Origin of the sequence: Streptomyces rugosispiralis, from assembly GCF_024505145.1 — a bacterium.
Lineage (GTDB): Bacteria > Actinomycetota > Actinomycetes > Streptomycetales > Streptomycetaceae > Streptomyces > Streptomyces rugosispiralis.
Genome location: NZ_JANIAA010000036.1, coordinates 38,297 through 62,319, shown reverse-complemented (window position 1 = coordinate 62,319; position 24,023 = coordinate 38,297). Strand labels below are relative to the sequence as shown.

General features: G+C 70.9%; 22 protein-coding genes. 11 read left to right on the top strand and 11 right to left on the bottom strand.

Annotation, left to right across the window (positions count from 1 at the left end):
• Positions 1-7: 7 nt before the first annotated feature.
• Positions 8-928, bottom strand: a complete 921-nt coding sequence (locus NP777_RS36035) for an alpha/beta hydrolase (protein WP_256654399.1) — start codon at positions 926-928, stop codon at positions 8-10.
• A gap of 327 nt (positions 929-1,255) precedes the next feature.
• Here NP777_RS36035 and NP777_RS36030 point away from each other — a divergent pair, with 327 nt between their 5' ends.
• The 6 genes from NP777_RS36030 (at position 1,256) to NP777_RS36005 (ending at position 7,044) form a co-directional block, all read left to right on the top strand.
• Complete coding sequence (locus tag NP777_RS36030) at positions 1,256-2,068, top strand: response regulator transcription factor (RefSeq protein ID WP_256654398.1); 813 nt, start codon at positions 1,256-1,258, stop codon at positions 2,066-2,068.
• Positions 2,069-2,091: 23 nt separating this feature from the next.
• Positions 2,092-3,114, top strand: a complete 1,023-nt coding sequence (locus NP777_RS36025) for a LacI family DNA-binding transcriptional regulator (RefSeq protein WP_256654397.1) — start codon at positions 2,092-2,094, stop codon at positions 3,112-3,114.
• Between the two features lie 128 nt (positions 3,115-3,242).
• Positions 3,243-3,560, top strand: a complete 318-nt coding sequence (locus NP777_RS36020) for an acyl-CoA-like ligand-binding transcription factor (protein WP_305890482.1) — start codon at positions 3,243-3,245, stop codon at positions 3,558-3,560.
• Between the two features lie 112 nt (positions 3,561-3,672).
• Positions 3,673-4,797 carry a S1C family serine protease gene (locus tag NP777_RS36015; protein WP_256654396.1) on the top strand — a complete coding sequence of 375 codons (1,125 nt, stop codon included), beginning with the start codon at positions 3,673-3,675 and terminating at the stop codon, positions 4,795-4,797.
• Between the two features lie 88 nt (positions 4,798-4,885).
• Entirely contained in the window at positions 4,886-5,626 is a 741-nt protein-coding gene (locus NP777_RS36010; protein ID WP_256654395.1) for a response regulator transcription factor, read from the top strand.
• Complete coding sequence (locus tag NP777_RS36005; protein ID WP_256654394.1) at positions 5,623-7,044, top strand: HAMP domain-containing sensor histidine kinase; 1,422 nt, start codon at positions 5,623-5,625, stop codon at positions 7,042-7,044. The genes NP777_RS36010 and NP777_RS36005 overlap by 4 nt, the downstream gene beginning before the upstream one ends.
• A 703-nt stretch (positions 7,045-7,747) precedes the next feature.
• Here the strand turns inward: NP777_RS36005 and NP777_RS36000 are convergent.
• The 6 genes from NP777_RS36000 to NP777_RS35975 form a co-directional block, all read right to left on the bottom strand.
• Positions 7,748-9,691 (bottom strand): ABC transporter ATP-binding protein, encoded by a 1,944-nt coding sequence (locus NP777_RS36000; RefSeq protein WP_256654436.1) that lies wholly within the window; start codon positions 9,689-9,691, stop codon positions 7,748-7,750.
• 111 nt (positions 9,692-9,802) lie between these two features.
• Positions 9,803-9,931, bottom strand: a complete 129-nt coding sequence (locus tag NP777_RS35995) for a hypothetical protein (protein ID WP_256654393.1) — start codon at positions 9,929-9,931, stop codon at positions 9,803-9,805.
• 148 nt (positions 9,932-10,079) lie between these two features.
• On the bottom strand, positions 10,080-11,306 hold the full coding sequence (locus tag NP777_RS35990) for an ABC transporter permease (protein ID WP_256654392.1): 1,227 nt from the start codon (positions 11,304-11,306) through the stop codon (positions 10,080-10,082).
• Positions 11,303-12,025, bottom strand: coding sequence for an ABC transporter ATP-binding protein (locus NP777_RS35985; RefSeq protein ID WP_256654391.1), 723 nt, complete (start codon positions 12,023-12,025; stop codon positions 11,303-11,305). Before NP777_RS35985 ends, NP777_RS35990 begins: the two co-directional genes overlap by 4 nt.
• On the bottom strand, positions 12,022-13,170 hold the full coding sequence (locus NP777_RS48255) for an efflux RND transporter periplasmic adaptor subunit (protein WP_256654390.1): 1,149 nt from the start codon (positions 13,168-13,170) through the stop codon (positions 12,022-12,024). Before NP777_RS48255 ends, NP777_RS35985 begins: the two co-directional genes overlap by 4 nt.
• Positions 13,167-13,703, bottom strand: coding sequence for a hypothetical protein (locus NP777_RS35975; RefSeq protein WP_256654389.1), 537 nt, complete (start codon positions 13,701-13,703; stop codon positions 13,167-13,169). Before NP777_RS35975 ends, NP777_RS48255 begins: the two co-directional genes overlap by 4 nt.
• Before the next feature lie 212 nt (positions 13,704-13,915).
• Between NP777_RS35975 and NP777_RS35970 the strand changes: the two genes are divergently transcribed.
• Both NP777_RS35970 and NP777_RS35965 read left to right on the top strand, forming a co-directional pair.
• Positions 13,916-14,572: a response regulator transcription factor gene (locus NP777_RS35970; protein ID WP_256654388.1), complete on the top strand. Its 657-nt coding sequence runs from the start codon at positions 13,916-13,918 to the stop codon at positions 14,570-14,572.
• Positions 14,566-15,816 (top strand): sensor histidine kinase, encoded by a 1,251-nt coding sequence (locus tag NP777_RS35965; protein WP_256654387.1) that lies wholly within the window; start codon positions 14,566-14,568, stop codon positions 15,814-15,816. The genes NP777_RS35970 and NP777_RS35965 overlap by 7 nt, the downstream gene beginning before the upstream one ends.
• A 75-nt stretch (positions 15,817-15,891) precedes the next feature.
• Here the strand turns inward: NP777_RS35965 and NP777_RS35960 are convergent, their stop codons facing one another.
• The 4 genes from NP777_RS35960 to NP777_RS35945 all read right to left on the bottom strand — a co-directional run bounded on the left by NP777_RS35960 (position 15,892) and on the right by NP777_RS35945 (position 19,970).
• Positions 15,892-17,190, bottom strand: coding sequence for an LmeA family phospholipid-binding protein (locus NP777_RS35960; protein ID WP_256654386.1), 1,299 nt, complete (start codon positions 17,188-17,190; stop codon positions 15,892-15,894).
• A gap of 101 nt (positions 17,191-17,291) precedes the next feature.
• Positions 17,292-17,552 (bottom strand): RNA recognition motif domain-containing protein, encoded by a 261-nt coding sequence (locus tag NP777_RS35955; protein WP_020869496.1) that lies wholly within the window; start codon positions 17,550-17,552, stop codon positions 17,292-17,294.
• Positions 17,553-17,666: 114 nt separating this feature from the next.
• On the bottom strand, positions 17,667-18,800 hold the full coding sequence (locus tag NP777_RS35950; protein ID WP_256654385.1) for an NADH:flavin oxidoreductase: 1,134 nt from the start codon (positions 18,798-18,800) through the stop codon (positions 17,667-17,669).
• A 168-nt stretch (positions 18,801-18,968) separates the two neighbouring features.
• Positions 18,969-19,970 (bottom strand): AraC family transcriptional regulator, encoded by a 1,002-nt coding sequence (locus NP777_RS35945; protein WP_256654384.1) that lies wholly within the window; start codon positions 19,968-19,970, stop codon positions 18,969-18,971.
• A gap of 88 nt (positions 19,971-20,058) precedes the next feature.
• On the opposite strand from NP777_RS35945, the gene NP777_RS35940 reads away from it, so the two are divergent.
• The 3 genes from NP777_RS35940 (at position 20,059) to NP777_RS35930 (ending at position 23,641) form a co-directional block, all read left to right on the top strand.
• Positions 20,059-21,300 carry an MFS transporter gene (locus tag NP777_RS35940; RefSeq protein ID WP_256654383.1) on the top strand — a complete coding sequence of 414 codons (1,242 nt, stop codon included), beginning with the start codon at positions 20,059-20,061 and terminating at the stop codon, positions 21,298-21,300.
• Between the two features lie 42 nt (positions 21,301-21,342).
• Positions 21,343-22,230 carry an alpha/beta fold hydrolase gene (locus tag NP777_RS35935; RefSeq protein ID WP_256654382.1) on the top strand — a complete coding sequence of 296 codons (888 nt, stop codon included), beginning with the start codon at positions 21,343-21,345 and terminating at the stop codon, positions 22,228-22,230.
• A gap of 301 nt (positions 22,231-22,531) precedes the next feature.
• Positions 22,532-23,641: a methyltransferase domain-containing protein gene (locus NP777_RS35930; RefSeq protein WP_256654381.1), complete on the top strand. Its 1,110-nt coding sequence runs from the start codon at positions 22,532-22,534 to the stop codon at positions 23,639-23,641.
• The last annotated feature ends 382 nt before the right edge of the window (positions 23,642-24,023 follow it).

Below are 24,023 nucleotides of genomic sequence, written 5' to 3'. Positions count from 1 at the left end.
GACGGGCTCAGGCGTGGGCCGCGGCCCAGTCGGCGATGCGGGCCAGCAGATCGGCGGAGGCGGCGGTCTCGGCGTGGCCGTAGCCCGGCTCGATCCACAGCTCCGAGGTGGACGGGTCCGCCGCCGACGCCAGCATCCGGGGATGGTCCAGCGGGAAGTACGGGTCCCGGTCGCCGTGCACGATCAGCAGCGGCGTCGGCGCGATCAGCGGCGCCGCGGCCACCGGGGACAGCGGATCGACGGCCCAGCCGCGCGGGTCGATCCGGGTGCGCAGCCCGTAGCGGGAGACCAGCCGCCCCGTCGGCCGGGTGATCGCCCAGTGGAGCCGCCGCATGGGCGCGGTGCCCCGGTAGTACCAGCGGGCCGGTGAGCTCACGGCGACGACGGCATCGGGCGCGGCGCCGTCGACCGGCCCGGCGAGGGCGTCGGTCACCTCCCCGGGGGACCCGAGCACCTCCCCGGGGGACCCGAGCACCTCCCCGGGGAACCCGAGCACACCGTCCGTGCGCCCCGCCGCGCGCCCTGTGCGCTCCCCCTGATGTACGTCTTGCAACGGCTGGATTGCATCGGCCTTCCCGTAGAGCGCCGCCTGCCGGATCACCACCGAGCCGCCCATCGAGAAGCCGACCGTGGCCACCCGCCGATGTCCGAGCCGGCGCGCCCAGCGCACCGCCGCGGCCAGGTCCAGCACCTCGCGATCGCCGACCGTGGACCGTCCGCCGGACCGCCCATGACCCCGGAACGAGAATGTGATCACGGCCGTACGCTGGTGAAACGCCGATGCCACCCGTCGCAGCGCGGGGCGCTCCAGGGCGCCGGAGAAGCCGTGTCCGACCACCAGCGCGAGCTGGCCGGAGGGTTCGGTGCCGACCCCCGGGGAAGGTTCGTAGCGCGCCTCGATCGAGACCCCGTCATCGGTCAGCAGCATGGCCCGTTGCCCTCCCGTGGTGACCGCGGAAGGACAACGGGGAGCAGATTGAGCCTCTCCGGCGCATGTCATGTGGGTTATTCTGTCGTGAAGAGGATCCGGGCAACGTAGCCCCCGGGTCCTTTTGTGCTTTCAGGGCGGGAGTGCGCGTTTGAGCGCACCGTCGCTCCAAGGGCGCGGAGCGTGACCGTACGAAGTAGTAGCCGCAGACTCCCCCGGGCACGGCCTGGGAGGTGCCCCTCTCGCAAGGGACCGAGGAGGAACCGACGTAATGGGCGAGCGAAGCGTGCACAACCTCGAGAAGACGGCCGGGGCAGGTGATGGACGATGAGTTCCCTCCTGCTGCTGACCAACGCACTCCAGCCCTCGACGGAGGTGCTCCCCGCCCTCGGCCTGCTACTGCACAGCGTGCGGGTGGCCCCCGCCGAGGGTCCCGCCCTGGTGGACACCCCGGGCGCCGACGTCATCCTGATCGACGGCCGCCGCGATCTTCCGCAGGTGCGCAGCCTGTGCCAGCTGCTGCGGTCCACCGGCCCCGGCTGTCCGCTGATCCTGGTGGTGACCGAGGGCGGGCTCGCGGCCGTCACCGCCGACTGGGGCGTCGACGACGTCCTGCTGGACACCGCGGGCCCGGCGGAGGTCGAGGCCCGGCTGCGGCTGGCCATGGGCCGTCAGCAGATCACCACCGACGACAGCCCGATGGAGATCCGCAACGGCGATCTGTCGGTCGACGAGGCCACCTACAGCGCCAAGCTCAAGGGGCGTGTGCTCGATCTCACATTCAAGGAGTTCGAGCTGCTGAAGTACCTCGCCCAGCACCCCGGCCGGGTCTTCACCCGGGCGCAGCTGCTCCAGGAGGTCTGGGGCTACGACTACTTCGGCGGCACCCGCACCGTGGACGTCCACGTCCGGCGGCTGCGCGCCAAGCTGGGCCCGGAGCACGAGTCCCTGATCGGCACGGTGCGGAACGTGGGCTACCGCTTCGTCGCGCCGGAGAAGGTGGAGCGCGCCGCGGAGGAGGCCCGGGCCAAGGCGGCGGCGCGGGGCGCCGGGGCGGGCGGCGCGGCGCGGGGCGAGCAGCCCGACGGCGCGGCCGGCTCCGCGGCGAGGCCCGCTGCCGCACGACCGGCCAACAGCTAGCTGGACCCGCGTAGACTTCGCGCGTGGCCAAGGTGACGCGGGATGATGTGGCAAGGCTTGCGGGAACGTCGACCGCGGTCGTCAGTTACGTCATCAATAACGGACCCCGGCCGGTCGCCCCGGCCACGCGCGAGCGGGTGCTCGCCGCGATCAAGGAGCTCGGCTACCGGCCGGACCGGGTCGCGCAGGCGATGGCGAGCCGCCGGACCGATCTCATAGGGCTGATCGTTCCGGACGCCCGGCAGCCGTTCTTCGCGGAGATGGCGCACGCCGTCGAGCAGGCGGCCGCCGAGCGCGGAAAGATGGTGCTGGTCGGCAACTCGGACTACCTGGACGAGCGCGAGGTGCACTATCTGCGCGCCTTCCTGGGGATGCGGGTGTCCGGGCTGATCCTTATCAGCCAGGGCCCGAGCGAGAACGCGGCGGCGGAGATCGAGGCGTGGGACGCCCGGGTGGTGCTGCTGCACGAGCGGCCCGAGGCGATCGACGACGTGGCGGTGGTGCTGGACGACGTCGGCGGCGCGCAACTCGCGGTGCGGCATCTGCTGGAGCACGGCCATGACTATGTGGCCTGCCTCGGCGGCACCGAGATAACCCCGACCGTCGGCGACCCGGTCACCGACCACGTGGAGGGCTGGCGCCGGGCGATGCACGAGGCCGGTCGGCCGACGGACGGGCGGCTCTTCCAGGCCCCTTACAACCGCTACGACGCCTATAAGGTCGCCCTCGATCTGCTCGCCGGGCCCGACCGGCCCCCGGCCATCTTCTGCGCCACCGACGACCAGGCGTTCGGGGTGTTGCGGGCGGCGCGTGAGCTGCGGCTCGATGTCCCCGGGGAGTTGGCGGTGGCCGGCTTCGACGATGTGAAGGAAGCCCACCTCACCGACCCCCCGCTGACCACGGTCGGCTCCGACCGCCCCGCGATGGCACGCGCCGCGGTCGACCTGGTCCTGGACGACGGCGTCCGCCTCTCCGGCTCCCGCCGCGAACGGGTCAGGCAGTTCCCCTCGGCACTGGTGGTCCGCCACTCCTGCGGCTGCGCCTAGGGTCCTTCTGGCGCTTCGCGCTTCCGCTCGTCAGGGCCGGGAGTGAACGCCTCAAGGGCGGGAGTGAACGCCGATGCCGCCGGAGACGGTGAGGTTGTCGCCGGTGAACAGCCCGCCGAAGCCGGTGTCTGCGCGCGGGGGTCGCCGCCGTACTGGCCCTGCACGACAGCCGGGAACAGGCCCTGGAGCGGTTCCGCCTCCTGCACAACACCGCCTCGCTGCGTGCCGGTTGGCTCGAAAAGCGACTGCGGTTCCAGGAGGAGCTGCTGCCGCTCGTCGAGGCGCGGATGGGCGTCACCGTCGGCAGTGCGGATCCGAGGGCCCGCGCGGTGCTCGCGACGGCGTTCGCGTGCCTGGACGCCGCGTCGATGGCATGGGTCGACAACGACGGTAAGGGCGACATCCTGGACCTGTACGACGAGTGCCTGGCCGCGGTGCGCGGCTGACCCGCGGCGGCACCCCTGCGGCGGCTCCCCTTATGTCGGGCATACCGACTTCTGGCGGGGTTCTCAGCGGGCCCTCAGCTGACTCTCATACTCCGGCCGCACAGTCATAGACATGACGGACAGCACACGCCGCAGCGGCGCAGACGAGCCCTATCCCTACGCGTACGGTGGCGGTGCGGGGTACCCCGATCCGCCCGCGTACCAGCCTCAGCAGCCGGTCACCACGCCGTCCGGGGTGACCGTATGGCCGGGTGACGGCAGCGGCAGTGGCGGCAGCGGCAGTGGCGGCGGCGCGGGGGAGGACGGCGGCGCGTTCGCGAGTGAGGGGGCGCACGGGGGCGGGGGGCGGCGCAGGGCGCGGGCCTCACGGCCGGTCGTGCTGATCGCGGCCGTGGCGGCGGTCTCGGCGCTCGTGGGCGGCGGGGCGGCCGCGCTGGTCACCCACGCCACCCAGAAGTCCGACACCACGATCTCCACCCCCGTGGTCAACGCCAACTCCACCAGCCACAGCGGGGTTTCGGCCGTCGCGGCGGCCGTCAGCCCCAGCATCGTGGAGGTCAGCGCCGGTGGCACCAGCGGTCAGTCCACCGGCTCCGGCGTGGTCATCACCAGCGGCGGCGAGATCATCACCAACAACCACGTGGTCTCCGGCGCCGACGCGATCAAGGTGACCTTCAGCGACGGCAGCAAGAAGACCGCGACGGTCGTCGGCACCGACAGCAAGAAGGACCTCGCCCTGATCAAGGTGGAGGGCGCGAGCGGGCTGAAGCCCGCGTCGCTCGGCGACTCCAGCAAGGTCACGGTGGGCGACCAGGTCGTGGCCATCGGCTCGCCCGAGGGCCTCACCGGCACCGTCACCAGCGGCATCGTCTCCGCGCTCGACCGTGACGTCACCGTCTCCACGGATCAGGGCCAGGGCCAGGGCGGTCAGGGGCCCGGCGGCGGGCAGTGGCCGTTCGAGTTCGGCGGCGGCCGGTACAACGGCGACGTCGGCTCCTCGACCACCACCTACAAGGCCATCCAGACCGACGCCTCGCTCAACCCCGGCAACTCCGGCGGCGCGCTGATCAACATGAGCGGCCAGATCATCGGCATCAACTCCGCGATGTACTCCTCGGCCTCGGGCCAGAGCTCCGGCGACGCGGGCAGCGTGGGCCTCGGCTTCTCGATCCCGATCAACACCGTCAAGTCCGATCTCGCCTCCCTCCGCGCGGGCGGAAGTGACAGCAACACGTGATGGACGTGCGAGGCTGGCAGCAGCGCCGCACAGCCCGTCGCGGCCACCTCCCCGCCCCACCGTCACCGCCTCATAAGGAAACCGCCCCATGAGCCCCGCCGACCACGGCGATCAGCCGGCCCGCATCCTGATCGTCGACGACGAGCCGGCCGTCCGGGAAGCCCTTCAGCGCAGCCTCGTCTTCGAGGGCTACGCGACCGAGACCGCCGTGGACGGACTGGACGCGCTGGACAAGGTCGGCTCCTACGACCCCGAGCTGATCGTGCTCGATGTGCTGATGCCCCGGATGGACGGGCTGACCGCCGCGCGGCGGCTGCGCGCCACCGGGGTGACGCTGCCGATCCTCATGCTCACCGCGCGGGACACGGTCGGCGACCGGGTCACCGGACTCGACGCGGGCGCCGACGACTACCTCGTCAAACCCTTCGAACTCGACGAACTGCTGGCCCGTATCCGCGCCCTGCTGCGCCGCAGCTCCTACGCCGCCCAGCAGGGCGCGGCGCTGCCCGAGGGGGACGTACTGGCCTTCGGCGATCTGCGGATGGACCTGACGACCCGCGAGGTCGTCCGCGGCGCACGCCGCGTCGAACTGACCCGGACCGAGTTCACCCTGCTGGAGATGTTCCTGGCCCACCCCCGCCAGGTGCTCACCCGTGAGCAGATCCTCAAGGCGGTGTGGGGCTTCGACTTCGAGCCGTCGTCCAACTCGCTGGACGTGTACGTGATGTATCTGCGCCGTAAGACCGAGGCGGGCGGCGAGCCGCGGCTCGTGCACACCGTGCGCGGGGTGGGGTACGTCCTGCGGCCCGCGGAGGGCGAGCCCTCGTGAGGTTCCGCAGACTGCCGCTGCGCTCGCGGCTGGCCCTGCTGACCGCCGTGGCGGTCGCGGTCGCGGTGGCGGTGTCCGCGTTCGCGTCCTGGCTGATCGTCCGGGAGCAGCTCAGCGCCCAACTCGACTCGTCCCTGCGCAATGTCACGGTGGACGAGCGCAATGTGCTGAGCATCATGGAGGCGTGCCAGAGCCCCGACGGCGCCAACGACCGCACCCCGCACGCCCTCGGCTCGTACTCCGTGCAGATCGTGCTGGCCGACGGGAGCCGCTGCACCCAGCCCGGGGCGACCAAGCTGCCGGTGACCACCGCCGATGTGGCCGTGGCCGTCGGGCAGCGGCCGAGCGCGCTGCATGACGCGACGGGCGCGGGCGGCGAGGACATGCGGGTGTTCACCTACCGGCCGGCCTCCGGCCCCGGCAGCCCGCTGCCGCGCGGGATCGCCGTCTCCATGGCGCGCCCGCTGAGTGAGGTCGCGCATCCGCTGGGCACGCTCGCGCTGGTCCTCGCCCTCGTCGCCGGGGTCGGCGTCGTCGGCGCGGGAGCGGCGGGCCTGTGGATCGCCAGAACCGGGCTCAAGCCCGTGGACCGGCTGACCGATGCGGTCGAGCATGTGGCCCGCACCGAGGACCTGGCCGTGCGCATCCCCACGGAGGGCGATGACGAGATCGCCCGGCTGTCCCGGTCGTTCAACTCCATGACGGCGGCCCTCGCCTCCTCCCGCGACCGTCAGCAGCAGCTGATCGCGGACGCCGGGCATGAGCTGCGCACCCCGCTGACCTCGCTGCGGACCAATATCGAGCTGCTCGCGCGCAGCGAGGAGACCGGGCGTGCGCTGCCGCCCGCCGACCGTAAGGCGCTCATGGGGAGCGTCAAGGCGCAGATGACCGAACTCGCGGCGCTGATCGGCGACCTTCAGGAACTGTCCCGCCCCGACGCCGTGCCCGGCAGCGGACCCCCGCAGGTGGTCGCCCTGCACGAGGTGGCGCGGACGGCCCTGGAGCGGGCCCGGCTGCGCGGCGCCCATCTCACCATCAACGCCTCGATCGAGTCCTGGTACGTCCGCGGCGAGGCGACCGCCTTGGAGCGGGCGCTGGTCAATCTGCTCGACAACGCCGTGAAGTTCAGCCCTTCGGGTGGTGTGATCGACGTCGTCCTCAGAAGCGGAGAGGTACGGGTGCGGGACCATGGCCCCGGCATCCCCGCCGAGGAACTGCCGCATGTCTTCGAGCGCTTCTGGCGCTCCCCGTCCGCACGCAGCATGCCCGGCTCGGGCCTCGGCCTGTCGATCGTGGCCCGTACGGTTCAGCAGTCGGGCGGCCAGGTGGGGCTGGAACCGGCCCCGGGCGGCGGCACGGTGGCCTGGCTCAGACTGCCGGGCGCGCCTACGGCTCCGCCGGAGATCGACCTGGGCTGAGCGCGGGCCCATCCGGCGCGGGTCCGGTCCGGCGCGGGTCCGGTCCGGCCTGGTCCGGGTCTTTCCCCTCCCCGCCCCTTCCCGAAACTGGGGCTCCGCCCCAAGCCCCGCTCCTCAAGCGCCGGAGGGGCTGGGAGGCGGGGGCTTCGCCCCAGGTCCCGCTCCTCAAGCGCCGGAGGGGCTGGGAGGCGGGGGCTCCGCCCGAGGCCCTGCTCCTCAAGCGCCGGAGGGGTTGGGAGGCGGGGGCTTCGCCCCAGGTCCCGCTCCTCAAGCGCCGGAGGGGTTGGGAGGCGGGGGCTCCGTCCGAGGCCCCGCTCCTTAAGCGCCGGAGGGGTTGGGAGGCGGGGGCTCCGTCCGAGGCCCCGCTCCTCAAGCGCCGGAGGGGCTGGGAGGCGGGGGCTTCGCCCCAGGTCCTGCTCCTCAAGCGCCGGAGGGGCTGGGAGGCGGGGGCTTCGCCCCAGGTCCTGCTCCTCAAGCGCCGGAGGGGCTGGGAGGCGGGGGTTCCGTCCCAGGTCCCGCTCCTCAAGCGCCGGAGGGGCTGGGAGGCGGGGGCTTCGCCCCCGACCCAGGGGTCCAGGGGCGGAGCCCTGGCCCGGGGTCTGGGGCAAAGCCCCGGCACGGGGCCTGGGGCTGCGCCCCAGTTTCGGGGAGGGGCGGGGAGGGGACAGCCCGCCGCAGGCGTCACGATCCGCCGGACACTCCTCTACCCGGTCAGGGAGCCGCCCAAGGAACCGTGCAGCCGCGCGTACGTCCCGCCCAGCGCCAGCAGTTCGTGATGCGTGCCCGTCTCCACGACCCGCCCGTGGTCCAGCACCAGGATGCGGTCCGCGTCCGGTGCCAGATTCAGATCGTGGGTGATCATGATCGTGGTGCGGCCGGACATCAGCCGCCGCAGCGGCCGGACGACCCGCCGCGCGGCCAGCGCGTCCACACCGGTCGTGGGCTCGTCCAGGACCAGGACGGGCGCGTCGCGCAGCATCGCGCGGGCGATGGCGACGCGCTGGAGCTGCCCGCCGGACAGCCGGGCCGTATGCGGGGCGATCCGGGTGTCGTAGCCCTCGGGCAGCGCCGCGATGAAGTCGTGCGCGGCGGCGTCCCGCGCCGCCCGGACGATCTCGTGCTCGGCGGCCCCGGGGCGGCCGCAGGCGATGTTCTCGCGGATGGTGTCGCGCAGGATGAGCGTCTCCTGCGGCAGCAGCGTCACATGGGTCCGCAGAAAGCCCAGCGGCATCGCGTACAGCGGCACTCCGTCGAGCCGTACGAACCCCTCCGCCGGGTCGTAGAAGCGGGTCAGCAGCTTGGAGACGGTGGACTTGCCCGCCCCGCTCGCCCCGGTGATCAGCACGAACTCACCCGGCCGGGCGGTGAACGAGACCCCGGCCAGGGTGCGCCGGTCGCCCCCGGGGTAGCGGAAGCCGACACCGTCGAACTCCACCGTGCCGTGCACCCGCCACGGCGCCACCGCGGCCCCCGGCGGCGGATCGCTCACGGCGGGCTCGGCGTCGAGGATCTCCGCCAGCCGCTCGGCGCCCGCGGTGGCGGCCGTAAGGGTGAGACCGAGCTGTCCGAGGTTGCGGATCGGCGGGTAGAGGTAGCCGAGGAAGGCGGCGAAGGCCAGCAACTGGCCGATGGTCATCCGGCCCTGGGAGATCTCCCAGGCGCCGAGCCCGATCACGGCGAGCACGCACAGCGTCTCGATGACCTCGACCAACTGCTCGTACAGCTCGCTCATCCGGGCACCGGTCACCGACGCCCGCATCCACGCACCGGCCTCCCGGCCCAGCCGCCGCTCCTCGGCGTCCTTACGGTGGTACGCCTGCGTCAGCACCACGTTGCCGAGCGACTCCTCGACGACGGAGGTGATCGCGCCGTCCGCGACCCGCTCGTCCCGCGCGACCGAGCCGATCCGCCCGGAGAAGCGCCGCGCGGCCAGCCAGAACAGCGGCGCCAGGACGAAGGTGGCCAGCGCCAGGTCCCAGCGCAGCCAGAAGGCGGCCACGGAGAAGAAGACCGTGCTGAAGACGGCGGAGACGGTGCTCACCGCCCCGGAGACCACCATCTGCTCGATGGACTCCACGTCCCCGGTGAGCCGTTCGACCAGATCGCCCTGGCGGTGGCGCTGGAAGAAGTGCGGGGGCAGATCCTGCACATGCGCGAAGACCCGGGCGCGCAGCCGCAGTACGAACCGTTCCGCGGTCCATACGGCGAGCGAGTTGCCCATATAGCCGACGCCCGCGCCGAGCACCGCGACCGCGAGCCACTGTGCGGCGGGGACCCAGAAGGCGCTGAGCGAGCCCTGCCGCAGGGCGTTGTCGGTGAGATCGGAGAAGAGGAGGACGGCGGCGGTCTCGGCGAGCGCCGCGGCGATGACACAGGCGCAGATGAGCACCAGCCAGCGCCGGTCGCCCCTGGTGAGCGGCCAGAACCGGCGGAACGCCTGCCGCGCGGCCAGTCGCGGAGCGACCCCCTCGCCGCTGGGCTCGCCGTCCCCCGCGTCTACGGGCAGGTACTCGTCGGGGAGGTGCGGGGCGGCCTTGGGCTGCGGGGTGGCCTTCGGCTGATGACGGCCGTAAGGACGCGGCCGCCCGGGGCGCCGATGCCGTCCCGGACCGTCGGCCGGGCCGGACCCGAGCGTGCGCAGCTGCATGGTGGGCTGGTCTTCGTATGGGGTCACGGTCGGTCTCTCCCGCTCGGCTCCGGACAAGGCCGAGGCGGGCCCGCGGCGCGCTGCCGCGGACCCGCCTCTCGTGGTGCGGGGTCAGCCGCCGATGGGGCGGCGGTGGGGCTTCTTCGGCGCCTTCTTCGGGGCCGGCTTCGGGGCGTGGTGCTTCTTCTTCGGCTCGGCCTTGCGGGCGGGCTTGACCGGGACGATCTTGTGGAAGCTCATGATGGTGCCTTTCGGAATTCGGTGGTTCTTTTCCTTTGCCGGAGCCGTTCGGCTTCGACACGGAAGACGTTAGGAGCGCTATCCGTGAGGGAGGTCAGGCTGAGCTGTGCGTTTACCAAGAGCGGTCTCAAGCGGACAGGCCCGTTTTCTATGGCCCGGAGAGTGCGGCCCGGGGCGCGAGCCGGGCCGCGCGTACGGCGGGCCACAAGCCGGCGAGCGCGCCGATCGCCATGGTGGCGCCGACGCCGACGCCCAGTGCCCAGGGCGGGACGACCACCTGCCAGTTCTGCGAGAGTGCGTATCCCGCCGACGCTCCCGCACCGAGGGCCGCGCCGCCGATGCCGCCGAGGGCGGAGAGCATGACCGACTCGGTGAGGAACTGGGTGCGGATCTGGCCGCGGGTGGCGCCGAGCGCACGGCGCAGGCCGATCTCACCACGCCGTTCGAGGACGGCGATGACCATGGTGTTGGCCACGCCGACCCCGCCGACCAGCAGGGCGATGGCGCCGATGCCGACAAGCAGGCTGGTGAAGGCCTGGTTGGCGGCCTGCTTGGCGGTCAGCGCGTCGGAGGGCCGGGAGACCGTGACCTCGTTGGGCGCCTCGGGGTTGACGGTGGCGGCGAGGACCCCGCGTACCTGGTCGACCTTGCTGTCGGCGGTGCGGGTGTAGATCATCGTGGGGCGGCCGTCGAAACCCAGATAGGTCTTGGCCGCGTCCCAGCCGATGAGCGCCGCCGAGTCCAGCTCGGGGGCGAGCGGCGCCTTCTTGAGGATTCCGGTGACGGTGAACCACCGCTCCCCGAGCCAGATTTGGGCGCCGGGGGTGGTGATGCCCAGGTTCTCGGCCGCGGTGGTGCCGAGGACGACGGCCGGGTAGCGGCCCTGGGCGCCGTTGAGCCAGGCTCCGGCGGCCATGTGGAGCCCCACGGTCCTGGGCAGGCCGAGTCCGGCCGCGAGGACACCGATGCCTCTGCTGGCGGCCTTGGGAATGTGGTCGTTGCGGTAGACCTTGGCGTCCTTGAGGCTGCCCGTGGCCGCGGCGTTCTCGACCGGGGCGATGTGCCTGACCATCTCGGCGGCGTTTCGCGGCAGTGGCGCGGGCTCGCCGGTGAAGTCCCTTCCGGGCGTCACGGTGAGCATGTTCGTACCCACCGAGGCGAGTTGGGCGTTGAACGCGGCCTGGCTGGAAGCGGATACCGCGACCACCGCGACCATCGCGGCGATACCGATCGCGATGCCCAGCGCCGACAGCAGCACTCGGGCGGGGCGGGTGCGCAGTCCCACGCTGCCCACCCGCAGGGTGTCGGCCAGGCTGAGCCTGCGGGGGGCGAGCCGGGCCGCGGTGAGGTGCCGCGGGCCGGGGCGGCGGCTCACCGCGGTACCCCTTCGGTGATCCTGCCGTCGCGTACGCGGATACGGCGGGGCAGCGCGGCGGCCAGTTCCTGGTCGTGGGTGATGACCAGGACGGTCGTGCCGGCCGCGTTGAGTTCCCGCAGAAGTTCCACCACGGACGCCCCGGACGTGGTGTCGAGCGCTCCGGTGGGCTCGTCGGCCAGCAGCAGCGGCGGGTCCCCGACAACCGCGCGGGCGATGGCGACGCGCTGTTTCTCGCCGCCCGACAGTTCGTGCGGGCGGTGGTCGAGGCGGTGCCCGAGGCCGACCCGGCGCAGCACCCTCGCGGCCCGCGCGCGGCGTTCCTTGCGGGGGATGCCCAGGTAGAGGAGCCCGTCGGCGACGTTGTCCAACGCGCTGACCCCGTCGGCCAGGAAGAACTGCTGGAAGACGAAGCCGATGGACCTGGCCCGCAGAGCGGACAGCCTGTTCTCGGTCAGCCCGGCGATGTCGTGACCGTCGATGCGCACGGTGCCGGACGTCGCCACGTCCAGCGTGCCGATCAGGTTGAGCAGGGTGGACTTGCCGGAGCCCGACGGGCCGACGACGGCGAGGAGTTCGCCCCGATCGACGCGGAAGGACACCTGATGGAGCACCCGCACCCCGCCCGGATACACATGGTCGACGTCTTCGAGTTCCACCAGCGCCGGTTCTGTTGGCGCGGGTCCGGTCGGCGCGGCCCCCGCCGGGGCCGGCGTCATGCGGCGACCCCCACCGTGGTGCCGGCCGTGAGGCCGCCGCCGCTGACTTCGACCCTGCCGTTCGCGAACATGCCGAGCTTCACGGCCCTGACTGTGCCCTTACCGTCGGCGCCGATGACCTCGACGCCGTAGCCGCCCTCACGGAGTGCGAGCAGTGCGGTGATCGGCACGGTCAGGACGTTCTCCTTCTTCTCGCTCTGGATCCCGACGGTGACCGGCGCTTCGGTGATGTCCGCGACGCCGCCGTCCAGCTCGATGTCGACCCCGATGGTGGATTTGTCCGCGGTGCCGTTCGTGCCCGGCGTCTTCTTCACCGTCGTACCGACACTGGTGATCGTGCCCTTGACCGTTTTGCCGTCGGGGAGGGCGACTGTGGCCGTGCCGCCCTTCTTCACCAGTGACCGGTCGCCGATGTCCAGGTCGACATGGACCTGGCGCTTGGACGACGTGCAGGTCAGCACGGGTTGGCCCGGCCGGACGTCCGAGCCGACCGGGGTCTTGTGCCCGCCGATCCTCAAGGCTCCGGGGGCGAACACGACCCGGCCGTTCTCCACCTTCCCGGTCCGCGCGAGGCCGAGAGCCTTCTGCCAGCGTTTGACCGCCTGCGCGGTGAGGTCGGTGAATTCGCTGTCGGCGGTGAAGCCGCTGTAGCCGAGGGCCTGGAGGTTCTCCTCGAGCTGACGTACGTCCTCGCCCTTGTCGCCGCTCTTCATGTCCCGGTACGCGGGCGACTTCCCGTACAGCAGCACCACGGGCTTCCCGTCCACGCCGTAGAGCCGCTCGCCGCGCGAGACGGTGCCGCCGATGCCCGGCAGACCGGTGACGGTCCCGGCCAGGCGGCCCATGACCGAGGTGCTGCCCTTGAAGCCGAGCGTTCCGTCGACCTGCTTGCTGTTGACGAGCGTCTGGCGGGTGACCTTGTCCGTGTGTCGCGTCGGCTTGTCCGAGCCCGCCACCGAGGCGGTGCCGGCGTCGGCGGTCGCGTAGTACACGCCGCCGCCGGCCGCGGCGACCAGGACGGCCGCGATGATCCAGTGGCCGCGGCGCCGGCGGCCGCGTGGCCGGTGGCGCGCCGCGGCTTCATGGGAGTCGCCCCCGCTCTCCTCGCTCCGGGGCGCGGTGCCGCTCTCCGTGGTGGCGGTCACCGGCCGGTCTTACCGCTGGACATGGCGCCGCATGCCTTGAGGGCGTCCTGCGTCTTCTTCGATCCGCCGTCCGGGATGTTCATCCTCCCGTCGTCGGTCGGGTCCTCGGCCTCGATTCCCTTGTCGCGCAGGCACTTGGCCAGCTTCACGTCCTTCGCCTTCTGCTCAGGGGTGTACTCGGGGGCCCGGCCGTCCGCGTTCGGCATGAACCGCTTGCACTGATCGAGCGCCGCCTGGAACTTCTTCGGGTCGGCCGGCATGACGACGTTCGTCCCGTCGGCGTCCGGGTCGGGCATGTCGATGCCCTGTTCGCGCATGCAGGACGCGTACTTCAGCCGGGCCTTCTGCATCTCCTCCGGGCTCTTCTCCTTGTGGGAAGCGTTTTGGGAGGCGCCCGCGGACGGCTTCTTCTCGCCACCGGCGCTGGCGACGTCCTTGTCACCGCCGCCTCCGCCACAGGCCGACAGGACGAGGACCATGCCCAGGGCGGCCGAGGCCAGGGCACAGTGCTTACGCAGAGAGAGGACAGGCATGGGGACCTCATGGTTGGAGTAAGGGGCGGTGCTTGCCCCAGGAGAGAACCAGTAGGCCGTGCGCAGGGAGGTAAGCGCGGGCGGCCGTCGCGCCCCGCCACGCTTATCCCTCTGTAATCGCCTCCCTGCTTGCATGGCTGGGCCGGGGTCCGATCCACCCGGTTTGTTACCTTTCAGTAACTGCCGCGTAGCCACCCCGAGGAAGCTCACCCATGAGGGTCCTGATCGCCGAAGACCACCACATCCTGGCCCGTACGATCGCCACCGGCCTGCGCCGTGAGGCCATCGCGGTCGACCTGGCCGGCTCCGGGGACGTGGCCGAGCGGATGTGCCTGCTCAACGACTACGACATCATCGTCCTGGACCGGGATCTGCCCGTCATGAGCGGCGACGAGGTGTGCCTGGGTCTGCGTGCGCTCAAGAGCCCGCCCCGCATCCTCATGCTCACCGCCGCCGGTTCGGTGGCGGACCGGGTGTCCGGACTCGATCTCGGCGCCGACGACTACCTGGCCAAGCCCTTCGACTTCGCCGAACTCATCGCACGGATCAGAGCGTTGAGCCGACGCGTACCCGCACCCCCGCTGATGATCCTTCGGCACGGCGGCATCGAGCTGGACCGGAGCCGTCGCGAAGTCCGCATCGACGGCAGGCCGGTGGAGCTGAGCCCGAAGGAATTCGCCGTCCTCCAGCTCCTGATGGAGGCGCGCGGCGAAGCCGTGACCCACCGTGCCCTTCTGGACCATGTGTGGGACGAGAACATGGACTCGCGCACCAGCGCCGTACGCGCCACCGTCAGCCGGCTGCGGGGCAAACTCGGCCGCTCCGACGCGATCTCCATTGACGACGGCAAAGGCTACCGGCTGTGCTGAATCCCCTGTCCCTCGTCAGCCCGCGGCACCTGCGGGCCGTGCTGCGCGAACGGCTGACCTTCCGCGCCAAACTCGCCGCCGCCTTCACCGCGCTGTTCTTCTGCGCCGGAGCCGCACTGCTGATCTTCGTGACGGTGCTGGCCCGGCAGGGAACCATGGAGCAGTTCGCGAACATCACGACAGACGCTCCCGCAGGCTGGTCCCCCGCTCCGCAACACACCTCCTCGGCGGCGTCGGGCCCCGCGGCCCCGGCGAGTCCCGCCCCCGCCGCCTCGGCGGGGCTGCGGCAAAAGACCGAGAAGGCCCGGCTGGCCAGGATGGAAGTCACCAACAGGCTCCAGGCCACCGCCGTACGGCAGATGGTGCTGTGGTCGGCGGTCGGGCTGGCCGTCATGGCCGTACTGTCCGGCGCCATGGGCTGGTGGCTGGCCGGCCGGGCCCTGCGCCCGGTACGCAAAGTGATCCTCGCGGCCCGCCGGATGAGCGAGGAGAACCTCCACGAGCGCCTTCAACTCACCGGTCCCAAGGACGAGTTGCGGGAGCTGGGCGACACCTACGACACCATGCTGGGCCGCCTGGAGAAGTCCTTCCTCAGCCAGCGCCGGTTCGTCGCCAACGCCTCCCACGAACTGCGCACCCCTCTGGCCGCCCAGCGCGCCGGCATCGAGGTCGGCCTCGCCGACCCACTGCCCGCCCACCTGATCCCGGTCCGCGAGGACCTGCTCACCACCAACCGCGAGGCCGAACACCTCATCGCCGCACTCCTGCTGCTCGCCCGCAGCGACCGCGGACTCGACGAGACCAAGGACACCGACCTCGCCGAACTCACCCGGCAGGCCGCCGACGAACTCGGCCCCCTCGCCGCCGAACACACCGTCACCACGGCGGTGCACACCACACCGCTGTCCGTGAACGGAGACCCGGTGCTCCTCAAGCATCTGGCCTCCAACCTGGTACGCAACGCCATCCAGTACAACCACCCGCGGGGCACGGTCACCGTGCGCGTCGACGATGCCCGCCGGCTGACCGTGACCAACACCGGCCCTCGCGTCGACCCCACCCGGGTGGACAGCCTGTTCGAACCCTTCCGCCGCCTCGACCGCGATCGCACCGCCGTTCACGGCCACGGCCTGGGCCTGTCCATCGTCCGCTCCATCGCCACCGCCCACGGCGGCACGGTCACCGCTGCCCCGGGCCCCGCGGGCGGCCTCCGCGTCGAGGTACGGCTGCCGGCGACGCGGTGACCGGTGGATCGGGGTTCAGCGGGTCTTCCCGAACTTCAGCGGGTCTTCCCGAACTTCAGCGGGTCTTCCCGAACTTCAGCGGGTCTTCCCGAACTTCAGCTCCGCACCGGTCAGATCGGCCCGGATCCCCTCCGGTGACACGCCGATGTTCGCCAACCTGATGCCCTTGGCCTTTTCGGGCAGCTGGAAGGAGAGCTCCAGCTTCTTCGTCAGCTCCGGCACCTTCATCCGCGCCAGTGCCGCCGCCACCGTCGGATCGATGCCGAGCTTCCTGGCCAGCTGGGGATGGTCGTTGGCCGCCTGGACGAGGTTGACCGCGAGCAGCGCCGGGACGAACCTCGGCGAGCCCGTGATCTCGTCCAGCTTCCGCTCGTCGTTCAGCGCCTGCCCCGCCTCCGCCGGTGGCACCCCGAGCTTCTCCGCCACCGACGGGATCGACAGCAGCGCCTGCGCCTTCTCGGAGTCCTCGCTGATCTGCTTCGCCGCCTTCTTGTGCAGATACAGCCCGGGGCGCGGCTCGGGGCCGGGCCGGTAGGTGGCGATCCCGGGGATGTCCAGCCGCATATCGGTGACGCTCGTGGAGATCCCACGGTCTCCCTGGCGCCGGATATGTGCCTGGGCGTGCAGCGACACCTGCTGCCCCGCGACCGGCAGCTTCCCGTCCGCGCGCACCGAGCTGGGCCCCAGCGCCCGGAACCGCACCTGGGAGGCGCCCAGTTCACGGCTGAGGTCCTCGAAGGACAGCAGCACATCACCCTTCATCCGGCTCACCGTCGCGCCCCTGAAGGAGCTGGGCAGGTCCCCCATGATCCGGATGTCCTGGGCCTGGGCGCGCACCTCGGCGAGCGAGACCCGGTCGGCCGCCACATCCGGCACCACGATGTCGACCTGCTGGAGGTCCTTGCCCAGTACCTGGGTGAGGAACGGGAAGCCGTGGATGGTCACGTTCGGTGCCGTGGCCAGATCCAGCTTCTTCTGCAGCTCCTGCTCGGCCTTGCGCTCGGCGTACATCACCGCGCAGCGGTCGGCCAGCACCAGCAGCAGCGCCAGCACGACCAGCCCGATCAGCGCCTTCGCGGTGCGCGGCACCGCCCGGAAGCGGCCGCGCCGACGACGGGACGAGCGGCGGTGGTTGGGCGGTGACCACTGCTCGCCGTCGTCCCCGGAGCCCGAGGCGGCCGGTTTGTCTCTGCGCCCGCCGAGGTCGGCGTCGTCGTCATCGTCCGACGTCAGGCCGAGGCCGAGCGGGTCGACCGGATCGTACGGGTCGGCCAGCTCGCCGAGTTCCTCGTACGGGTTCCGGTAATGAACACCAGGTGAACCGCCGTGGGGATACGAGGGCTGGGGTGAAGATATGCGGGTGGGGGATCGCATCACTCAATACCACCACGGCACACTGCTCCACCCGCAAGTCCTAGCGGTGATACGTGGCGAACGGCACGTTCCGATTTTGCCTTCCGTACACGTGCCGTTTCTCAGCGTGTGCCGCGTGAGACCGCCCTCGCCTCGGTGACCGTCACCGCCCTGCCGTCCATCTCGCAGCCGTCGAGCTGGGCCATCGCCTTCTCCGCGGCCACCTCGTCCATCTCCACGAACCCGAACCCCCGCGAGCGACCGCTCTCCCGGTCGGTGATCACGGTCGCGTCCAGCACCTCGCCGAACTGCCCGAACAGGGTCGCCAGGTCCCGTGTCGTCGTCTGATAGCTCAGGTTGCCCACATGCAGTCGTTTGGACATGACCGGCTCTCCTTGTTCTCCGTGGTTCCCAGGGGAGCGAACCGGCTCAATCCTCTCAGCGAGGTATAAAACCGGCCATTCGCATAGGCTGAACCGGTCATCCCGTACGGCTGCTCAGCGCAGCGTGCCGAGCTGTTCCATGGAGTACGGCACGAGCTCGTCCGCGCGACCGGTCAGCACCTTCTCGGCCCACTCGGGGTCGGCGAGCAGGGCCCGCCCGATGGCCACGAGATCGAACTCGTCCCGCTCCAGCCGGTCCAGCAGATTCTCGATGTCCGCCACCTGGGCCGGCCCGCCGCCGGTCCCCGGCACGAACGTCGGCAGGAAGTCCTGGTTCAGGCCGACCGAGCCGACCGTGATCGTCGGCTTCCCGGTGAGCTTCTTCGTCCAGCCCGCGAGATTCAGGTCCGTGCCCTCGAACTCCGGCGTCCAGTAGCGCCGGGTGGACGAGTGGAAGACATCCACCCCCGCCTCGGCGAGCGGGGTGAGCAGCGCCTCCAGCTCCTGCGGGGTCTCGGCCATCCGCGCGTCGTAATGGTCCTGCTTCCACTGGGACATACGGAAGATGATCGGGAACTCGGCGGAGACGGCCTTACGGCAGGCGGCCACCAACTCGGCCGCGAAGCGGATCCTCGACGCCGGGTCGCCGCCGTAGGCGTCGGTACGGCGGTTGGTGGCACCCCACAGGAACTGATCAATCAAGTACCCGTGCGCCCCATGGAGTTCGACCCCGTCAAAGCCGATCCGCTCCGCGGCGGCGGCCGCGTCGGCGAAGGCGGCGATCACCGCGTCCACGTCGCCCCGCGTCATCGCCTGCCCGACCGGCCGCCCGTCCAGCCTGACACCGGACGGGCTCAGCACGGGCGCCTCGGGGTACGGGGGCGCCCCCTCCGGCCGCGAAACCCCCACATGCCAGATCTGCGGCGCGATCCGCCCACCGGCGCCATGCACCTGCTTCACGACCTCGGCCCACCCCGCGAGGGCGTCCTCCCCGTGGAACCGCGGCACGCTGTCGCTCAGCCCGGCCGATCGGTGATCGACATAGGTCCCCTCGGTAATGATCAGCCCCACCCCGGCGGCGGCGCGACGCGCGTAGTACGCCACGACATCGGCATTCGGCACCCCGCCCGGCGAGAACATACGGGTCATCGGCGCCATGGCGATCCGATTGCGCACGGTGAGCCCACCCACGCTGAAGGGACGGGCCAGAACCTGGGCCGCGCGCTCGGCGCTACTGCTTATGGACACGTCAATACTCCTTGACCGGACGCCATCGCCACGCGGAATCGCGCGGCCCGGCCACGCTAAAACCTGACGTCGACGTCAGAGGCAAGTACCGGAGGCCGCCTCCGCGAGCCGCCCCAGGAGCGGATGCGCGGCGCCACTGTCCGCCCCCGCTCCGCGCATACGCATGCGTCAGTCGCGCTCATCAGCGGCTCTCGAACGTGCGGTGTCCCTGCTGGCGCCCGGCGGCCGGCCGGTGACGCGTTTGAAGGCACGGCTGAAAGCGGCCTGCGAGGTGTAGCCGAGGCGTTGCGCCACGGACTGGATCGGCAATGTGTCCTGGGCCAGCCACTGGCTGGCGAGGAGCATCCGCAGCTCCGTGGCGTAACGGAGGGGCGGCATGCCGATCGTGGTCTGGAATCGGTCCGCGAAGACGGATCGGGAGACATTGCATTCCGCTGCCAGCTCCGCCACGGTCCAGTGATGCCCGGGTCGCCTGTGCAGAGCCAGGATGGCGCACGCCAGGCGGGGGTCGCGCAACGCGGCCACGAGGCCGGAGGTGTTGTCGCAGCCGCATTCGATCCAGCCCCGCACGATCATGGCCGCCGCCACTTCGGCCAGACGAGCGAGGATGCCGGCGAAGCCCACACGTTCGGCGCAGACTTCGCGCCTCATGGACGCGAGGATCGGCATGAGCCCGGGGTAACGCTTCCCCTCGGCGTCGACCAGCATGACATCGGGCATCAACCGGCTGAGGCCCTGCATTCCGCCGAGGTCGAACTCCATGGAGCCGTTGAAGAAGATCGCGCCGGGAGCCGGGTCGGCGCTCGGGCAGGCATCCACATCGCACACCGAATCGCTGAGAGAGACCGCGTCGAAGCTGTCTATGTTCCGGACCGGTATGTCCGGACCGGAGAGCAGCTGATGGGACTCGCCGTGTGGCATGAATACGGCGTTGCCCGCCGAGAGCTTGTGGACAGTTCCGTCCTCGGTGCGCAGGACGGCGGAGCCGACGGCGAGGAAGTGGAAAGAGGCGCGTCCGGGCTTGGCGTCGAAATTGAGGCCGAACCGCGGGCCAGCATGGACACGACGATACCGAACACCGCTCAGCCGCATGCTGGTCAGCAGTTCGCTGATGAGGTCGGACGACAGGGCGAACTGTGCTGTGGCACCCCCGCCCGGAGCCTCGATCAAATATTGCGGACTTTCTGTCATAGCTCATCCTGAATTTCGCGTGCAGGCTTGACTTGAACGTCTCATGCGATTCAGGGGAAGTAAACAGTTGAGCAGTGATGTATGCGCCACCCTGCCCGATGCCGGCCCCGGCGAAGCGGCCGGTGCGAAACGGATACCGCCCGAACCGGCCTCATCGTCGTGGGCGGCGGTGTTCTCGTTGGCGGTGGGTGTTTTCGGGTTGCTGACGGCGGAATATCTGCCGGCCAGCTTGTTGACCCCGATGGCCGACGACCTAGGAGTATCGGAAGCTCTGGTGGGGCAGTCGGTGACTGTCACGGCGGTGGCGGCGATGCTTTCCGGTTTGCTGACGGCGAGCCTGACCCGGAGGGTCGACCGAAGGATCGTGTTGCTCGGCTTCACCGTCCTGTTGATCGTTTCTAATCTGCTGGTGGCCGTGGCCGCCAACGTCATGGTGCTGTTGCTGATGCGGATTCTGCTGGGTGTCGCACTCGGTGGCTTCTGGAGCATGGCGGCGGCGGTGGCGATGCGTCTGGTGCCCGCGGCTTTGGTTCCGCGTGCGGTAGCGGTCATCTTCAGCGGCATCGCGGTGGCGACCATCGTGGCGGTGCCGCTCGGCAGCTACCTCGGCGAGCTGTCCGGCTGGCGCAGCACCTTCCTGGCGGCGGCCGCACTCGGGGTGGTGACGTTGGTGTTCCAATTGTTCGCGCTGCCCCGGATGGCGCCCCATGGCACGGCAAAGCTGAGCACGTTGTGGGAGGTGCTGCGACGCCCGGGTTTCGGGGTTGGCATTGCGGGGATGCTCCTGGTTCACATTGGGCACTACGCACTGTTCACCTATATCCGGCCCACTCTGGAAAACGTGGTGAAAGTCGACGTCGATGAGTTGGCGCTGCTGTTGTTCGCCTTCGGAGTGGCGAACTTCGTCGGTACGCTGGTGGCCGGATGGCTATTGGAGATCAGCCTGCGCCTGACATTGACGCTGACGCCGGTGCTGATGGGCGTTGCGGCACTGGGCCTGGCCCTGCTTCCCGCCGGGCAAGCCGGGTATGTGGCTCTGGTGGTCCTCTGGGGCCTCGCCTTTGGCGGTGTATCGGTGGCATGGTCGAACTGGGCCACTCGTATGGTGCCCGACCACGCGGAAAGTGCGGGCGGGCTGGTGGTGGTAGGTGTGCAGTCCGCTATCGCCGGCGGGGCTGCCGCGGGCGGTGTGATGTTCGGTATCGGCGGCGTCACGACCGTATTCACCGTTTCCGGCGTGGTGTTGCTCGCCTCCGCGTTGCTGATCGTACTGCGGGTGAAAGCGCCCCGACACCGCGCACTGAACTAATTCGTCGATGCCGAAATTTCCCATGTATACGAGGAGTAATTGATGAGCAATATTGAGCAGACGGTGGAGATACCCCACCTGGGCGGGTCGACCGTCGGGTGCACCTTCGCCAGGCCGTACGACCCCGCGCTGCCGACGCTGGTCCTGATCAACTCGTACACCACCTCGGCCGAGCTGTACCGGCCGCAGTTCGCCGACCCGGCGCTCGGGTCCGCGGCCAACCTGCTCGCCCTGGAGCCCTATGGGCACGGCCGCACGAGGGCCTCGTACCAGCACTTCACCTACTGGGACAGCGCGGTCGCGGGCCTCCAGGCCCTGGAGGCGCTCGGGATCCGTGAGACCTTCGTGCTGGGGACCTCGCAAGGCGGCTGGGTGGCGGTCCGCATGGCGCTGCTCGCCCCGGACGTCGTGAAGGGCCTCATCCCGCTCGGTACGTCGATGGACTTCGAGAGCCCACGCAGCCGCGACCTGGGGTGCTGGGACGGGATCGGGTTCAACACGCCGATCGTCGACGCCTTCGCCGACCGGGTCGGCGAGGACTGGGTCGTGCCGGACCAGTTCGTGGACGACGTGTTCGACGCGGCCCTGGGCGGCGTCTCGGGCGAGGAACGTGAGTTCTGGCTCGCCACCTACCGTGCGAACTACGCCGGCGACGCCGGGCGCCACCGCCTGCGCCTCAGCACGGTGAACCTGCGCGACCGCGACGGGCTCCACGGCAGGCTCGACGATGTCCGCTGCCCCGTCCTGTGGCTGCACGGCACCGCGGATCAGGTGTACTCGGTGGCGAACGCCCAGGAGGAGATCCGGATGTTCACCCGCTCCCCCGAGGCACGTCTGGAAACCATCGAGGGCGGGCAGCACTTCCTGAGCGCCTCGAACCCCGAGGAGGTCGACTCCGCGGCGATCGAGTTCATGAAGCGCTGGGTCTGAGCAGGGCGCGGCGGCCCCCTGGAAATCGCTTGATGTATTAGTTGCGCCAGATCAAGCGATTTCGAGAGGGATACCCAGGAGGGCCGGCAACGTGCCTTGCGCCCGGTTGGTGCATACGCGCTCTACTGTCTCTCGACGGGCGAAGCCCACACTGGTTGCTTGACCACCGATGCAAGGGGGCCCACATGGGAACGCACGGCAAGCCGCCCACACCGAACCCGCAGCCGAAGCAGCCGAGCCCGCGGGACTCGGACGGACAGCATCCGGATGTCTCCAGGCCGGGCGGTGGGACGCACCGCAAGTGACCGACCTGGAAGGGCTACGCGCGAGGGCGGCCGAGACGCTCGACATCGCCGAGCCGTGGGTACGGCGCGCGTTCGGGGCCGTCCCGCGGCACGAGTTCGTCCCCAGCACCGTATGGGTGCTGGGCGGCGGCGTATACCGGCCGCTCCGCCGAGAGGACGACCCGGAACGGTGGGCCCGCATGGTGTACGACCCCGCACAGGCCATTGCCACGCAGGTGGACGACGGTGCCCCCGATCCCGCTGGCGGCGATGTGCCCACCAGCTCCATCTCCGCACTGGCCGCCGTGGTGACTATGCTCGCCGAGCTGGACCTGCGGCCGGGGCATCGGGTGCTGGAGATCGGGGCGGGCACCGGGTACAACGCGGCACTGCTGGCCGAGCGGGCGGGCGCCGGGCGGGTGACCACCCTGGAGATCGACCCGGATGTGGCCGATGGCGCACGGGCCGCGCTGCACCGGGCCGGGTACGGCGAGGTGACCGTGCTCGAAGCGGACGGCGAGCAGGGCTGGCGCAGCTGCGCCCCGTACGACCGGCTGGTGGCGACGGCCTCGGTGATGTCGATCCCATGGGCGTGGGTGGAGCAGATGCGGCCCGGCGGCCTGATCCTGGCCCCCTTCCGGACCGCGTTCTGCTCACACGGACTCGCGCGGCTGACCGTCTCGGAGGGCCGTGCCGAGGGCCGGTTCGCGGGCGCGGTGACGTTCATGGCGGTGCGTGGCCAGCGCGCACATCCGCGTATCGATGAAGTCTGCTCCACGGAAGCGTGGGAGGAGAGCCGCGAGAGCAAAGCGGAGTTGGACATCACCCGGCTCGCCGACCCACACGCCGAGTTCGCGGTCGGGCTGAGGCTTGCGGACGTGGCGCACTGGCCACAGGACGGCGGGCACTGGTGGTGCAGCCGGGACTCGTGGGCGTACGCGAGCGATGGCACGGTGCACCAGTGGGGTCCGCGAGACCTGGCTGACGAGACCGCCGGTGCCCTCGCCTGGTGGGCGGGCACCGGGCGGCCGGAGCTGTTCGACTTCGGCCTGACGGTAACGGCCGACGGCCACCACCGGGTATGGCTCGGCGATCCCTCGGTGGCATGGCCCCTGCCCGCCGCGTAGCCGGAGCGCCGTCTCATCGGCCGGGGCCGTCCCGCTCGCCCGACGCGCCGCCTCCGCCGTGCCGCATCGGTCGGGTGCGGCGCCGTCTCGTGCGCTTCGCGCGATTGAGCAGCGGGGCAGGGGGCGGGGGCGAGGCCCGTCGCCGGACCGCCGGACTCCGCATCCACTGCGACGCTGGATCACCCATCAGCCGCGCCTGGACGCCGCAGGGGGTACCTCTCCCGAAAACCCTTGACAAGGTAGTTGCTTCAGATCAAGCGTTTTCGGAGGGGGTACCCGGAGGCGGTCCCCACCGGCCCGGCAGCCGGCAACGCGCCCTGCGCCCCGGCCCCCGCCGCCGCTGCTCAATCGCGCGAAGCGCGCGAGACGATACCCGCGCCTG

What these genes read in the sequence shown, in the direction of transcription:
- NP777_RS35995 (WP_256654393.1), bottom strand. Translation starts at nt 9,931, where the DNA reads ATGAGCTTCCACAAGATCGTCCCGGTCAAGCCCGCCCGCAAGGCCGAG.
- NP777_RS36000 (WP_256654436.1), bottom strand. Translation starts at nt 9,691, where the DNA reads ATGCAGCTGCGCACGCTCGGGTCCGGCCCGGCCGACGGTCCGGGACGG.
- NP777_RS36015 (WP_256654396.1), top strand. Translation starts at nt 3,673, where the DNA reads ATGACGGACAGCACACGCCGCAGCGGCGCAGACGAGCCCTATCCCTAC.
- NP777_RS36010 (WP_256654395.1), top strand. Translation starts at nt 4,886, where the DNA reads ATGAGCCCCGCCGACCACGGCGATCAGCCGGCCCGCATCCTGATCGTC.
- NP777_RS36035 (WP_256654399.1), bottom strand. Translation starts at nt 928, where the DNA reads ATGCTGCTGACCGATGACGGGGTCTCGATCGAGGCGCGCTACGAACCT.
- NP777_RS35935 (WP_256654382.1), top strand. Translation starts at nt 21,343, where the DNA reads ATGAGCAATATTGAGCAGACGGTGGAGATACCCCACCTGGGCGGGTCG.
- NP777_RS35970 (WP_256654388.1), top strand. Translation starts at nt 13,916, where the DNA reads ATGAGGGTCCTGATCGCCGAAGACCACCACATCCTGGCCCGTACGATC.
- NP777_RS35955 (WP_020869496.1), bottom strand. Translation starts at nt 17,552, where the DNA reads ATGTCCAAACGACTGCATGTGGGCAACCTGAGCTATCAGACGACGACA.
- NP777_RS36030 (WP_256654398.1), top strand. Translation starts at nt 1,256, where the DNA reads ATGAGTTCCCTCCTGCTGCTGACCAACGCACTCCAGCCCTCGACGGAG.
- NP777_RS35975 (WP_256654389.1), bottom strand. Translation starts at nt 13,703, where the DNA reads ATGCCTGTCCTCTCTCTGCGTAAGCACTGTGCCCTGGCCTCGGCCGCC.
- NP777_RS35985 (WP_256654391.1), bottom strand. Translation starts at nt 12,025, where the DNA reads ATGACGCCGGCCCCGGCGGGGGCCGCGCCGACCGGACCCGCGCCAACA.
- NP777_RS35960 (WP_256654386.1), bottom strand. Translation starts at nt 17,190, where the DNA reads ATGCGATCCCCCACCCGCATATCTTCACCCCAGCCCTCGTATCCCCAC.